The sequence below is a fragment of the Endoryza foliicola genome (genome assembly GCF_050589245.1).
Taxonomy (GTDB): Bacteria; Bacteroidota; Bacteroidia; order Chitinophagales; family Chitinophagaceae; genus Endoryza; species Endoryza foliicola.
This window is the reverse complement of the sequence record NZ_JBOBEW010000001.1, coordinates 433,241-447,259: the sequence shown is the minus strand read 5'-3', so window position 1 is coordinate 447,259 and position 14,019 is coordinate 433,241. Positions and strand designations below refer to the sequence as shown.

The 14,019-nt window shown below is 35.4% G+C and carries 13 protein-coding genes; all 13 read left to right on the top strand.

Annotated elements, in window-relative coordinates:
* The first annotated feature begins 8 nt into the window (after positions 1-8).
* The 13 genes from ACQ2HE_RS01860 to ACQ2HE_RS01800 all read left to right on the top strand — a co-directional run bounded on the left by ACQ2HE_RS01860 (position 9) and on the right by ACQ2HE_RS01800 (position 14,019).
* Positions 9-1,607 carry a nickel-dependent hydrogenase large subunit gene (locus ACQ2HE_RS01860; RefSeq protein WP_430895096.1) on the top strand — a complete coding sequence of 533 codons (1,599 nt, stop codon included), beginning with the start codon at positions 9-11 and terminating at the stop codon, positions 1,605-1,607.
* 118 nt (positions 1,608-1,725) lie between these two features.
* The gene (locus tag ACQ2HE_RS01855; protein ID WP_430895098.1) at positions 1,726-2,211 is read left to right on the top strand and encodes a hydrogenase maturation protease; all 486 of its coding nucleotides are present in this window, start codon (positions 1,726-1,728) and stop codon (positions 2,209-2,211) included.
* A 45-nt stretch (positions 2,212-2,256) separates the two neighbouring features.
* On the top strand, positions 2,257-2,544 hold the full coding sequence (locus tag ACQ2HE_RS01850) for a hypothetical protein (protein WP_430895100.1): 288 nt from the start codon (positions 2,257-2,259) through the stop codon (positions 2,542-2,544).
* A 3-nt stretch (positions 2,545-2,547) separates the two neighbouring features.
* Positions 2,548-4,020 (top strand): hypothetical protein, encoded by a 1,473-nt coding sequence (locus ACQ2HE_RS01845; RefSeq protein WP_430895102.1) that lies wholly within the window; start codon positions 2,548-2,550, stop codon positions 4,018-4,020.
* A gap of 86 nt (positions 4,021-4,106) precedes the next feature.
* Positions 4,107-4,451 carry a hydrogenase maturation nickel metallochaperone HypA/HybF gene (locus tag ACQ2HE_RS01840; protein ID WP_178888499.1) on the top strand — a complete coding sequence of 115 codons (345 nt, stop codon included), beginning with the start codon at positions 4,107-4,109 and terminating at the stop codon, positions 4,449-4,451.
* Positions 4,452-4,456: 5 nt separating this feature from the next.
* Positions 4,457-5,170, top strand: a complete 714-nt coding sequence (hypB, locus tag ACQ2HE_RS01835; RefSeq protein ID WP_178888500.1) for a hydrogenase nickel incorporation protein HypB — start codon at positions 4,457-4,459, stop codon at positions 5,168-5,170.
* A 6-nt stretch (positions 5,171-5,176) separates the two neighbouring features.
* Positions 5,177-7,561 carry a carbamoyltransferase HypF gene (gene hypF / locus ACQ2HE_RS01830; RefSeq protein ID WP_430895105.1) on the top strand — a complete coding sequence of 795 codons (2,385 nt, stop codon included), beginning with the start codon at positions 5,177-5,179 and terminating at the stop codon, positions 7,559-7,561.
* Positions 7,562-7,565: 4 nt separating this feature from the next.
* Entirely contained in the window at positions 7,566-7,835 is a 270-nt protein-coding gene (locus tag ACQ2HE_RS01825) for a HypC/HybG/HupF family hydrogenase formation chaperone (RefSeq protein WP_430895107.1), read from the top strand.
* A 19-nt stretch (positions 7,836-7,854) separates the two neighbouring features.
* Entirely contained in the window at positions 7,855-10,101 is a 2,247-nt protein-coding gene (locus tag ACQ2HE_RS01820) for a TonB-dependent receptor (protein ID WP_430895109.1), read from the top strand.
* 15 nt (positions 10,102-10,116) lie between these two features.
* Positions 10,117-11,214 (top strand): hydrogenase formation protein HypD, encoded by a 1,098-nt coding sequence (gene hypD, locus ACQ2HE_RS01815; protein ID WP_430895111.1) that lies wholly within the window; start codon positions 10,117-10,119, stop codon positions 11,212-11,214.
* 23 nt (positions 11,215-11,237) lie between these two features.
* Positions 11,238-12,293, top strand: a complete 1,056-nt coding sequence (hypE, locus tag ACQ2HE_RS01810; protein ID WP_295194375.1) for a hydrogenase expression/formation protein HypE — start codon at positions 11,238-11,240, stop codon at positions 12,291-12,293.
* A 15-nt stretch (positions 12,294-12,308) separates the two neighbouring features.
* Positions 12,309-13,382, top strand: a complete 1,074-nt coding sequence (locus ACQ2HE_RS01805; RefSeq protein WP_430895113.1) for an NHL repeat-containing protein — start codon at positions 12,309-12,311, stop codon at positions 13,380-13,382.
* Position 13,383: 1 nt separating this feature from the next.
* Positions 13,384-14,019: a hypothetical protein gene (locus ACQ2HE_RS01800; protein WP_430895115.1), complete on the top strand. Its 636-nt coding sequence runs from the start codon at positions 13,384-13,386 to the stop codon at positions 14,017-14,019.

The window sequence follows — 14,019 nt, the reverse complement described above, 5'->3', positions numbered from 1 at the left end:
TAAAGAATATGTCTACAGTAAAAGAACTGAATATATCTCCAGTTGGTCGCGTTGAGGGTGATTTGGATGTAAAAGTATACATGGAAAATGGAGTTGTTACCCGTGCACACACGCAGGCTGCGATGTTTCGTGGTTTTGAAAGAATCATGCAGGGCAAAGATCCGCAAAGCGGATTAATTGTAACCCCACGTATTTGTGGTATATGTGGTGGATCGCATTTATATTGTGCATCCTCAGCTTTAGATACGGCATGGAAGACACAACTTCCTCCTAATGCATTACTTTTAAGGGCATTGGGTCAGGCTACTGAAACAATACAGAGTATACCCCGTTGGTTTTATGCCATTTTTGCAACAGATATGGCAAATAAAAAATTTGCTAACAAAAAACTCTACGATGAAGTTGTAAAAAGATTTGCCGCCTATGTGGGTACATCATTCCAATCAGGAGTTACTGCCAGCGGTAGACCGGTTGAGGTGTATGCACTTTTTGGAGGTCAGTGGCCGCATAGTAGCTATATGGTCCCTGGAGGTGTAATGTGCGCCCCTACTTTAAAGGATATTACAAGGGCACATTCCATTATGAATCAATTCAGGAATGACTGGCTTGAAACTACTTGGCTGGGTTGTTCTATTGAAAAATACAGAAGGGTACAGAGTTGGGACGACTTAATGGCGTGGGTAGACGAAAATGAAAGCCAACGTAATAGTGATTTGGGGCTGTTCATTAGGGCTTCATTAGAATTTGGACTTGATAAGTTTGGTCAGGGTTGTGGAAATTATGTGGCTTATGGTACTTATTTGCACAAGGACAAATATAATAATCCAACAATTGAAGGTAGAAATGATGCTTTGATTAGTCCTTCAGGATATTATGACAGTCACTCAAAAAAATATAGCGACTTCGATCATCTGCAAATTAAAGAACATGTTACGCATAGCTGGTATCAGGATCACAAAGCAGCTCATCCATGGGAAGAACCTATACCAACTCCAGTGACTTCACAAAATCTTGAAGAGACTGATTTCAGTGGAAAATATAGCTGGTCAAAAGCTCCGAGATATATGGATAATTCTGCAGAAGCTGGCCCGTTGTCAAGATGTTTAATGTATGCAAAACCAAATAATCTGGAACACCAAACCAAGGACTTTCTTATTAAGGATGCTATGGATAAAATGGGACCGAGTGTATTCTTAAGAACATTGGCGCGTGTACATGAAGCTCCTATGTTATATGATAACATCGATACTTGGTTAAGACAAATCAGACTAGATGATGAATTTTATATCAAGCCTGAGGAAAGAGATGGCAAGGGCTTTGGAGCTACTGAAGCGGCACGTGGCGCATTGGCACATTGGATCGAAATTGAAAATGGTGTGATAAAGAACTATCAGGTAATGGCACCTACCACCTGGAATGTAGGTCCAAATGATTCAGAAGGAAAGTCAGGCCCTATTGAATCAGCCCTTGAAGGAATTGAAATTGAAGATGCTAACGATCCTGTTGAAGTTGGTATGGTGGCTCGTTCTTTTGATAGTTGTTTGGTTTGTACTGTACATGCACATGATGCTAAAACTGGCAAGCAGTTAGCTAAGTTCAAGCTCTAATTTCATAAATACCAAAAGAAAAAGCCTGACGAAAGTTGGGCTTTTTCTTTGAAGTAACTAAATTTTTTTAGCTTTTGCCACGAATTTCTACCCTCCATACATTAATATTGGAATAAGAATGAGAAGTAAAGCAACAGCCATAATGGGCTTTGGAAATCCATGTCGAAGTGATGACGCCATTGGTATTTATGTTATAGACCAGCTAAGGAAATATGTCGGTGAAGAACCAAATATTTCAATATTAGATATGGGTACAAGTGCATTTGAAGTACTTTACCAATTGAAAGGTCATCAAAAAATAATATTGGTGGATGCAGTCGTAAATACAGGAGAGCAGATTGGAACTTTATACAAGGTGCCAGCACAAGAAGTGATGACGGCTCCTCAAGATGATCCTATGGTTTTTTTGCATAGTATTAAGTGGGATCAGGCACTGAGTTATGCAAAAAAAATTATGCAGAGCGATTACCCTGAAGATATACAAGTATACCTGATAGCAATTGAAAATACAAAATTAGATATGGAATTGAGTGACGAAGTAAAAAAAGCTGGAGATAAAGTAGTTCAAATCATTCTTAAAGAAGAACTCTCGTATATAGTTTAAGCAATCTAAGAAAATTCAACATTGATTACACTTACAAACAGGCACTTGATCATCAGCAACGAGATCGTTGAAAGTATTTTTGGGTTTTCTTCTCAGGTAAACTGGGTATATTATGATGTCAAGAAAATATTGATGATTGCATCGCAGCATGATGATATTTTTAAAGGCCTGCATAAAACTTCTATGAGTATGCTGAAATTCAAAAACAGTAAAGGTGACAGAAGTATATCGTTAGAAGAAATGCTGATTGACAACGAACTGGATAGTAGTGATAGGTCATTGGAATTTAATGCAGACGAAAAAATGAAAATACTGACAGTACATTTTTCATAAATTATGATTACAATATTTGTTTCGACAGAACTAAGAGAATCAGTAAAAAATCTGATTAATCAGGAGGATAGACTAAATGAATTAGTCAATTTATCCGTTGAAGACGCTGATGCAATTACAATTAAAGTTTCTTCTATAATTGAAGTGTTACCCGACTGGGAGAATCTGCAACCACCAGTTCTATTTCCTAGTGTTTCATATAAGGATAAAATTTTACTAGGGATTATTTATGCCAAACTAAATAATTACGAGAAGGCCTATGAGATCTTAGAAGAATATCCGGATATATTACAAACTGTTGATATTTTAAACCGACTCCAAAATTCAGTACCATTTCAAGGATATGAATGGCAATTTGATTCCTTTGAAAATCTGCACAATAAAGCAATTGCATTCCACTATGGATCACAGAATGAAAGCGCTTCAAGTTTAGATATAGCAGAGGCATATGAATCTGCCATTAACTGTAGTAAAGAAAAATCAAGAAGACAATTCACTGCGTATCATCTTGCACAATTTTATCTTGATCAGAATATTGAAGTAAAAGCACTGAATATCATCAATACTATTTTAAATGAATGTGATTCTCCTAAAATATGCATTGCATTTAAAGATATTCTTTGTAAAATATGGCAGAAAAATTTAGTAGTACCTTATGATGTTAAAGTACTAGGAGAATTGAAGACTACATTATGGGAATGCCTAGAATATTATGAGTTGAATGGTAGGATGACAGAAGCTGCAATGATTTTGATGGATGCTACTTATATTGCTACAATCAGCGAAAGTTTTAGTGAAGCGCTGGGTTATATCAGTAGGGCTATTACCATAATTGAAAAGGAACAACTTCTTGAGCTTCTAGCCCAAGCACAATTTTCAAAAGGAAATCTACTCCAAACATGGGCACAAAATGGGAATCCTCAGTTCTATCGGGCAGCAGTTCAATCATATCAGGCAGCATTGAAGACATTTACCAAAGAGGATTATCCAGATATTTTTGCTGAAATTCATCATCAATTAGGGAAAGTTTATGCAGAAATTCCAGACGAGGTAAAGAAGAAAGGGGTATGGGCTGCTGTTTCAGTTTCCTCTTTCAACGAGGCACTCAATTATTATAATAAGATTGATTTTCCTTATCAGTTTGCAATGATTTGTAATAGTATGGGGAATGCCTATACCAAATATCCGGCTGCTTTGCATACAGACAACTTCGATAAGGCACTTGCCTGGTATAGGGAAGCATTGGATATTAGAACCACAGCAACATATCCCTTAGAACGTGTTTTAACGCTCTGTAACTATTTAGAAGCTAGCTGGTTTGTTGGAAATAAGGAGGAATTTGACGAAGATCGATTCAACGAAATGATGAATGTAGCTAATGAAATCATCCTGCTTAGTAATGATGAGAAGATTCTCAATAGCGCTAAGAATGATATTCAAAGACTAGAAGCGCTCAAGGCAGAAACTCAAAATTAGAAAATATTTTCTAAGGACTCATTTTATATGTTGTTTCTAGTCTATGTTGACTTATTTTCAAGGTTCATTAGTTATGACTATGTTCCATGCATGAAATATCACTTGTTAGAAATATTTTTAATACTCTTGAGGCTGAATTCCCCGACAGATTCAGCGAAATCCGAAATATCTATTTAACTGTAGGAGAGTTGAGTAACGTACAACCTATCTTAATGCAAAATGCATTTGAGGCAGTGAAGGAAGATGACCCTAAATATAGAAATACAATACTTAATGTTGAAGTATTACCCATCAAAATATTTTGTGATTCATGTAATCAGGAGACTATTGTAAGTCAATATAAATTTATTTGTAAATATTGCCAGTCTTCCTCCCGCAACGTGATACAAGGGGAAGAATTATTAATCAGTAAAATTGAATTTATAACTTAAAAGCTATGAGTCAACCCAAAAGTAACAGAGCTCCAGTTGGAAGTGTACAATGTGAGAATACCACTTTGAATCTATTGAAGGCAAATGATTTTGTTGCAAAAGCAATTAAGGAGAAACTTGCTCCTTATAATGTGCTAGTATTAAATATATGTTCTTCTCCAGGAAGTGGTAAGACAACATTGATGCAGGAAACAGGGAAAAAATTAAAAGATACTTTGAATATTGGTGTTTTAGTAGGTGATCCCGAAACAGAAAGAGATGCTATTCGAATCAGGGAGTCAGGAATTGATTGTTTACAAATTGTAACTGGAGGAATGTGCCATATTGAAGCGCAGATGATATTACAAGCACTAGATCATTTTGATTATCAGCATCTGGATATATTATTTATTGAAAATGTTGGCAACCTGGTTTGCCCTGCTGCATTCGATCTTGGGGAAGATTACAGAATTACATTAATTGCCAGCACAGAGGGTGATGATAAACCCAAAAAATATCCACGAATGTTTTTGACTAGTGAGTTGATGGTGGTAAGTAAATCAGATCTTCTGCCTTATGTGCCATTTAGTGTAGAGGCTGTTACAAAAGATGCAAGGGAGATTAATCCTGATATAGAGGTTATAACTATAAGTAGCCTAAACGGTATGGGAATAGATGAATGGTGTAGTTGGCTGAAACAAAAAGTAAGTGAGAAAAAACAAAATTTAGTTACAACCTAAGTTCATTTGCAAAACATTCATACATATCATATTCACCTGACTGGTATAGTACAAGGAGTTGGCATGAGACCATTTGTTGTGCAGCTAGCGCTTCATTTTAAATTAAATGGTTGGATCAATAACACAACTGATGGGGTACATATTGAATTCAATGGTACTGAATATCAGGCAAATCAATTCCTTGATCGAATTATAAGTGCTCCACCTCCTTTTGCTTTAATTAGAAAGTATACTTTATTTAAAACCGATAATAAACTTTTCGATTCTTTTGAAATAATTGAGAGTGATGTTAATTCTATTCCAGATCTTTTATTAACTCCAGATTTTGGATTGTGTTTTGAATGCAGAACTGAACTGCATAGTGTTTCAAACAGAAGATTTCATTATCCATTCATAACTTGTACAAATTGTGGTCCGAGATTTTCAATAACCAAAAAACTTCCTTACGACCGATTGAATACTTCGATGAAAAATTTTTCAATCTGTGATACGTGTAGTCATGAGTATAGCACTGTTAGTGACCGGAGATTTTACTCTCAAACTAATTCTTGTCACAAATGCAGTATTTCAATGAAATTGTTTGAAAATGGTAAAGAGACAGAAACATTAAACCCGGAAATGATCTTGGAGATAATTCAACAATTTCTCAAAGAGGGTAAGATCGTTTCGGTAAAAGGTGTTGGGGGATATGTATTACTTTGTGATGCGACTAATTCCAGTAGTATACAATTATTAAGAAAGCGCAAACAGCGACAAGCTAAACCGTTTGCTTTATTGTTCCACTCAGTGGAACAGATGAAAACTTTTGTAGAATGGAGTGAATCTGAAAAGAAATGTCTTCAATCATCTGTCGCTCCAATTCTACTTCTCAAAAGCAAAAAAAATAGTGAACTTGCAATAGATGATATTGCCCCTGGCCTTTCCCATCTGGGTTGTATGCTTCCAAATTCACCACTATTGGAATTGATTGCTGAATCGTTCAATAAACCTTTGATTTGTACCAGTGCTAATATCAGTGAAAGTCCTATACTATTTCGAGATATAGATGCTTTGACCCATCTACATCACATTGCAGATATTATCTTGAGCCATAACAGAGAGATTGTAGCAGCACAGGATGATAGTGTGATCAAGTTCGCCAGATATTCAAATCAAAAAATTATTATCCGCCGGGCAAGAGGCTTAGCTCCGAATTTTCTGGGGTATATTCAAAATCAAGATAAATCTATTCTTGCTACAGGAGCGTTGATGAAAAGTAGCTTTACCTTTCAAACTCGTCAAAAAACATTTGTAAGTCAGTATCTTGGTAGCACCGGTACAATTGAGGCTCAAGAAATGTATCGGAATTCGTTGAAAAATCTGACTGATCTGTTGCAATTTAAACCTGAGAAAATTGTGTCAGACAATCATCCTGATTATTTTTCAACTCAGTTAGCGAAGGAAATATCTACTATTCATGCTATCCCGTTTAATCAGGTTCAACACCATAAGGCACACTTTGCAGCAGTCCTTGCAGAGCATTCACTTCTCGATAGTCATGAATCAATCCTTGGAGTAATTTGGGATGGAACAGGAATTGGTGATGATGCACAAATATGGGGGAGTGAATTTTTTAAATTTGAGAATAACAGTATGCTGAGGTGTTATCATTTTGACTATTTTCCTCAAGTACTTTATGATAAAATGTCAAGAGAGCCCAGGCTTTCTGCTATGGCAATTTGTGATGATGTATTAGGGAGTGATACTTTGTTGAAAGAGAAATTTACTGATGTTGAATGGTCCTATTATAAAAAGTTACTTGGAACAGGAACGAAAATCAATTGCTGTTCTCTGGGCAGAGTTTTTGATGCTGTTGCTTCTTTACTAGGTCTATCAGATAAGCAAAGTTATGAAGGGGAGGCAGCTATGCTTTTACAGGATCTTGCCGAGAAGTATACTGATGAATATGGTTATGATATCGGTGAGAGTTATTTTATGGAAGGAGCTCACTACTACCGAATCTCCACTAGTTCTTTATTCAGTTCAATCATACGGGATATTCACAAAAATAAAACTAACTCATTTATTGCTGCAAAATTTCATTTTTCGCTTGTTCATCTTGTCGAAATTATAGCTGGTAATATTGGTGTCAAAAAGGTAGCTTTTAGTGGAGGTGTATTTCAGAATAGTCTGCTCGTTGATATGCTTCAACAGTTGCTTCAAAAAAAGTTAGAACTTTTTTTTCACGATCAATTACCGCCTAATGATGAAAATATTTCATTTGGGCAGATGGTTTACGTTGATCGACAGATTGATAGCTCCTTAATTATCGATTTGAATGATGTTAGAAATCATGTTACTATAGAACAACCAGAAAATCAATTATTGATAACAGAAAAAGATAAATTTTAATACTATGTGTTTAGCAATTCCAGGTAAAATTCAAAGTATTGATACCATTCACAATGGGATGGTACGCATGGCAAAGGTCTCTTTTGGCGGAATCATTAAGGAAGCTTCGCTAGAGATGTTGCCTGCAGCTGATATTGGCGATTATGTTCTTGTACATGTAGGAGTAGCCATAAGTAAAATAAATGAAGAGGAAGCCGCCAAAACTTTTGAGTATTTAAAGGAAATCGGTGAAATAGATGAGCTTATTGAACATACACAAGTAGATAAACTTTAAAATCTAAAGAACATAAAACATGAGATCAATTTATTTGTTGGTTACGTTCTTTTGGGGTATAAATTCTATGGCGCAAAACAAAAAGGTAATCATTCTTGATATAGATTCAAAAACACCCATTCAGTCAGCAATAATGCAATCCCAGAGCGGAAACGTAACTTTACTAGCCGACGAAAATGGACTAATACTATTGAACAATGATATTCAGAAAAATTATTATGTAACTATTAGTTGTGTCGGCTATAAGGCTGAAACCCTTTTATTAAGCAAGTTAAACTTTACGGATGCGAGGGCTACCGTGTATTTGCAAAAATCTGTTTCTAGTTTAAAGGACGTAGTTGTAAGTTCAAGTTCCAAAACAGGATTATTCAAAACCATCAGTGATTTAGATATACATTTACGACCCATAAACAACTCTCAAGAAGTACTAAGAATGGTGCCAGGCTTATTTATAGGCCAACATGCAGGTGGTGGTAAAGCTGAACAAATATTCTTAAGAGGATTTGATATTGACCACGGAACTGACATTAATATTTCTGTAGATGGTATGCCGGTAAATATGGTAAGCCATTCCCACGGACAAGGGTATGCGGACTTACATTTTTTAATTCCAGAACTTATTCAAAAAGTAAATTTTAATAAAGGACCTTATTTTGCCGACAAAGGAAATTTTACGACAGCAGGTTATGTAGAATTTAGAACAAAAGACTATTTAACCAATAGTTTTGCAAAAATAGAAGCAGGGCAGTTTAATACTGCAAGAGTCGTTACAGGTATTAATTTATTAAAAGCAAAAGCAGATGGAAAAAATCAGAGTTTGTATATAGCAGGTGAAGGCTCTTATACTAAAGGTTTTTTTGCTAGCCCACAAGATTTTAGTAGAGTAAATGGTATTATAAAATACCGCACAAACTTAAATAATCAAAACACATTAACAGCTACCGCCACAGCATTTAGTAGTAAGTGGAATGCATCAGGTCAAATTCCCGACAGAGTAGTTGATGCAGGGACAATTGGTTTTTTTGGTGCTATTGACCCTAATGAAGGTGGTAATACATCAAGGTATAATGTTAACTTCGAATTACTATCGTATTTAAACGATGGAGGTACCATTAGAAATCAATTATTCTATTCTAAGTACAATTTTGAACTGTACTCTAATTTTACTTTTTTCAAAGAAGACCCAATAAATGGCGACCAAATACGTCAAAAGGAAAACAGAAATATATTCGGCTACAATTCTATTTACCACAAAGAATATTATATAGGTAAATATAAAACAGAAACAAATGCAGGTGTTCAGATTAGATACGATGATGTAAATGATATTGAATTAACAAGAACAAAAAATAGAACAATTGACTTAAGCCCATTAATGATGGGTGATGTTACTGAATTAAATGTAGGAAGCTTTTACAGTCAACGAATATCTCTCACAAAAAAAATGGATATAACCGGCGCAGTAAGAGTAGATTATTTTACAAATAAATACAATGATAAACTTTCATCAAATAAGCTGTCATCTAATTCAGCTATCTTAAGTCCGAAATTAAATTTTAATTATAAGGTAAATAATAATGTAAAATTATATTTATATAACGGCAGAGGTTTTCATAGTAACGATACCAGGGTTGCAGTTCAACAAAATGGGAAAAAGGTATTGCCACCAGCTTATGGTTCTGATTTAGGAGGCATATTCAAAATAGGTGATAAAATGTTTTTACAAACTGCCTTTTGGTATTTGTGGCTAGATCAGGAGTTTGTGTATGTGGGTGATGAAGGCGTTGTAGAAGCAGGAGGGCAAACTCGTAGGTATGGTATAGACGTTTCAGTAAGATACGAATTGGCCAGAAATTTATATGCAGATATAGACTTAAACTTCACAAATCCAAGATCTATTGGCGTTCCAGCAACTGAAAATTACATACCCTTGGCTCCCCGTATTACAAGTATTGGTGGTATTACTTATAGAAAACTAACTGGATGGAATGGTAGTTTGCGATACCGGTATATGGCAGACAGACCGGCAAATGAATCCAACTCAGTAATTGCGAAGGGTTATTTTGTAACCGACGCTGCGGTAAATTTTTCAAAGAAAAAATGGGAAGCAGGTTTCAGTATCCAAAATCTATTTAATGTGAAATGGAAAGAAACCCAGTTTGATACTGAAAGCCAATTGCAAACAGAAACTTCTCCTGTTTCAGAAATTCATTTTACGCCGGGCACTCCTTTTTATGCTCGACTCAATTATACAGTTTATTTTTAAAATAAATAAAATACCATGAAATATTTAAGCGAATACAGAGATGCAGAAGTTGTGCATGAATACTTAGCAGAGCTAAAAAAAATAACTACAAAGTCATGGACATTAATGGAAATATGTGGTGGGCAAACGCATAGTTTAGTAAAAAATGGCATACTATCGCTACTGCCCAAAAATATTCAAATGGTACATGGCCCTGGCTGTCCGGTTTGTGTAACACCATTGCATTTAATTGATAAAGCCGTGTTTTTAGCCGAAGAAAAGAAAGCTATTTTATGTTCTTACGGTGATATGTTAAGAGTGCCTGGCAGCAAAAAGAGTTTGTTGGAAGCTAAAGCAAATGGTGCAGATGTTCGTATTTTATATTCGCCTTTGGAGGCAGTAAAATTGGCAAAAGAAAACCCCAATAAACAAGTTGTTTTTTTTGCAGTTGGGTTTGAAACCACTGCACCTGCCAATGCATTAAGTGTATTGCATGCACAAAGAGAAGAACTTAGTAACTATTCCATTCTTACATCACACGTATTGGTGCCTCCTGCTATAGAAGCTATTGTAAACGATGAATCAAATATTGTGCAAGGATTTTTGGCCGCCGGGCATGTGTGTACCATAATGGGTATTCATCAATATTTTCCGTTGGTAAATAATAATAAATTACCTATTGTAATTACAGGGTTTGAGCCAGTAGATATTTTGCAAGGCATCGTAATGTTGGTAAAACAATTGGAAAGAGGCTCGTATAAATTAGAAAATCAATATGGTCGTTTTGTATCGGATGAGGGAAATGTGGAGGCACAAAAAATATTGCAAAAAGTATTTTCTGTAGTAGATAGAGAATGGCGTGGTATCGGCACAATACCCTTAAGTGGCTACGAGTTAAATGAAGCGTATGCTGCTTTTGATGCCAATAAAAAATTTGACATCACCATTGATAAAGTAGAAGAAAGCAAAGAATGTATTGCAGGCGAAATATTACGAGGTGTAAAAAAACCAATGCAATGTCCACAATTTGGCAAAGGTTGCACACCATTAAAGCCCTTGGGCGCACCCATGGTAAGTAGCGAAGGTGCTTGTGCTGCTTATTATCATTTTAGTAATGTAGATGTACTTGTTTAGGTTCCCCTCAAAAATAAGCTTCAATGGATGCTAATATAAAAATGCAATTATCTTGTCCCATGCCCAAATTCGATTTTGATACCATTAATTTAGGACATGGTAGTGGAGGAGTATTGACGCATAAATTATTGAGTAGTGGTGTATTTGATGTACTCAAAAATGATCAGCTTAATCAAAAGCATGATGGTGCTATATTTGATTTGAAAGGACAACTTGCTTTCAGTACAGATAGTTATGTAGTAAATCCTATTTTTTTCCCGGGCGGTGATATTGGAGAACTTGCTATTAATGGAACTGTAAACGACCTTGCTATGTGCGGAGCAATGGCTAAATATCTATCATTGGCGTTTATTATTGAAGAAGGTTTGCGAATGGAAACATTTTGGCAAATACTTGACAGTATTAAAAAATGCTGCGACAAGGCAGGAGTGCAAGTTGTAACTGGCGATACAAAAGTGGTAGAGAAGGGGAAAGGTGATCAGATTTTTATCAATACTTCCGGAATAGGGTTAGTTCATGAACACGCCAGAATTGGGTTGTCCAGTATTCAAAAAGGAGATGTTCTTATTGTGAGTGGGAATTTAGCGGCACATGGCATTGCTATCATGAGTAAGAGAGAAGGATTAGAATTTGAAACTGATATTGTGAGTGATACTACAAACTTGAATTTTACAGTTGAAAAATTACTTAATAAGTTCGGATTGGATATTCATTTTCTTAGAGATGCTACTAGAGGTGGATTGGCTTCAGTGCTTAATGAGATAGCAAAGGATGGTTCACAAGGAATCGATATTCGACAGATAGATATTCCTATGGAAGAGCAGGTGAGTGGAGCATGCGAAATGCTTGGACTTGACCCGCTGTATGTGGCTAACGAAGGTGTATTTATTTTAGTTGTAAAAAAAGAAATTGCTAAAGAAGTCCTTGATTTTCTTAAAAATGATGAAAACGGGAAAATGGCATCTATAATGGGGAGTATCACAGATCAACATATTGGACAGGTAATACTTGAAAGTAGCATAGGCGGTAAGCGTGTTGTCAATATGTTGCCTGGTGAACAATTACCACGTATATGTTAATTGAAATAATTATAATTGAATAAAATTAAAAAGATAGCAGAATTTTATGGGCAGTTGGATAATCCATTGCTTGCTCCTCGAGGGGTATTTATGCATGATAACACCTTAGTCGTTTCAGATACAGGTCAAAACAGAGTTTTTATATGGCATGATTTTAATTTTCAAACATTTCAAAAGCCAAATGTCATTTTGGGACAAAAAGATGATCATCAGATGGATCGTAATGCTGGTAAAGAGGTCTCAGGCTCTTCTTTGCAATATCCATCCGGCATTTGGACCAATGGTGAAAAAATAATAGTTGCAGATGCATGGAACCATCGAGTTTTGGTTTGGAATCAAATGCCAACTAAAAATTTCCAAGAAGCGGACATAGTAATTGGTCAAAAAGATTTCAATAGTAATCTCCCGAACATTGAAGGTATAGGAAAGTCTCCAGACAATAATACATTGAATTGGCCTTATGGTGTTTATAGTAATGGCTCAGAACTTTGGATTGCTGATACTGGAAATCGTCGAGTATTGTATTTTGAAAAAATCCCTTCTAAAAATTTTGCTAATGCTAGTGAAGTGATTGGGCAGAATAATTTTTTTGAGAAAGATTATGATAATAATAATGCGGTCTGGCCATATTCAATAAAAGTTGGACACAATAATGATATGTTGATTTCTGATACACAATTTTGCAGAGTATTGTACTGGGAGCAGTGGAAAAATGCTATTAATAATCCACCTGATCTGGTAATGGGTCAAAAGGATATCAATGATAGCGGCCAGAATCAATACCAGTTGAAGCCAAGTGCTCATACTTTAAATTGGGTATACGATGCATGTTTTTTTAATAATGGTATTGTAATTGCCGATACGGGGAATAGCAGATTAATTCTTCATGATAAAATACCATCAACAAATAATGCATCTGGTTCATTGCAGATTGGACAGCCAAATTTTGAAACACATGGTGAAACTTCTTTGAGCATGAAAAGCAATATTAATAATGAAATGTACTGGCCTTTTGCAGTTAATGCTTCAGTGGATTTTTTGATTACTGCAGATACAGGAAATCATCGAATTTTATTTTATAAAATATAACATGAATAATATACCAATCATATTAACACTCTACGTGGGATTTATACACGCATTTGAAACAGATCATATTTTGGCAGTAAGCAATATAGTTACCAATCGAGATAAATCAATCAAGGCATTAAAAGATGGATTATCTTGGGGACTTGGGCATACCTCCACTATTCTAATTATGGGTACGCTTGTTTTATTGATGAAGTTTAATATATCTGATTCTGTGTTCAGTTATTTTGAAGCTGTAGTGGGTGTAGTATTGGTCAGCCTTGGAATACACAGGATAATTCAATGGTACAAAAGAAAATATTCGATGGCTGCAACTCATACTCATGAAGATGGGTCTATAAACAATGGGTCACATTTGCCTGCTTTTTTAATTGGTTTATTTCATGGTCTGGCAGGAAGTGGAGCTTTAATTTTATTAGTAATGAGTGATTCTACTACAGTTGGAAATGGCCTTCTGTATCTGTTGTTATTTGGATTGGGCTCAGTGACTGGTATGACATTTGCAGCTGGAACTTTCAGCTTACCATTTAATAAAAAGATTATAGCTAATGTCAAACTTCAAATAATACTGGTATTTATTTCATCTACCCTATGTATTACATATGGGACAAAAGTCATTATTGAGAATATCTTCTGA

Coding starts and splice junctions, on each gene's coding strand:
- ACQ2HE_RS01860 (WP_430895096.1), top strand. CDS start 9: ATGTCTACAGTAAAAGAACTGAATATATCTCCAGTTGGTCGCGTTGAG.
- ACQ2HE_RS01855 (WP_430895098.1), top strand. CDS start 1,726: ATGAGAAGTAAAGCAACAGCCATAATGGGCTTTGGAAATCCATGTCGA.
- ACQ2HE_RS01845 (WP_430895102.1), top strand. CDS start 2,548: ATGATTACAATATTTGTTTCGACAGAACTAAGAGAATCAGTAAAAAAT.
- ACQ2HE_RS01840 (WP_178888499.1), top strand. CDS start 4,107: ATGCATGAAATATCACTTGTTAGAAATATTTTTAATACTCTTGAGGCT.
- hypB (WP_178888500.1), top strand. CDS start 4,457: ATGAGTCAACCCAAAAGTAACAGAGCTCCAGTTGGAAGTGTACAATGT.
- ACQ2HE_RS01825 (WP_430895107.1), top strand. CDS start 7,566: ATGTGTTTAGCAATTCCAGGTAAAATTCAAAGTATTGATACCATTCAC.
- ACQ2HE_RS01820 (WP_430895109.1), top strand. CDS start 7,855: ATGAGATCAATTTATTTGTTGGTTACGTTCTTTTGGGGTATAAATTCT.
- hypD (WP_430895111.1), top strand. CDS start 10,117: ATGAAATATTTAAGCGAATACAGAGATGCAGAAGTTGTGCATGAATAC.
- hypE (WP_295194375.1), top strand. CDS start 11,238: ATGGATGCTAATATAAAAATGCAATTATCTTGTCCCATGCCCAAATTC.
- ACQ2HE_RS01800 (WP_430895115.1), top strand. CDS start 13,384: ATGAATAATATACCAATCATATTAACACTCTACGTGGGATTTATACAC.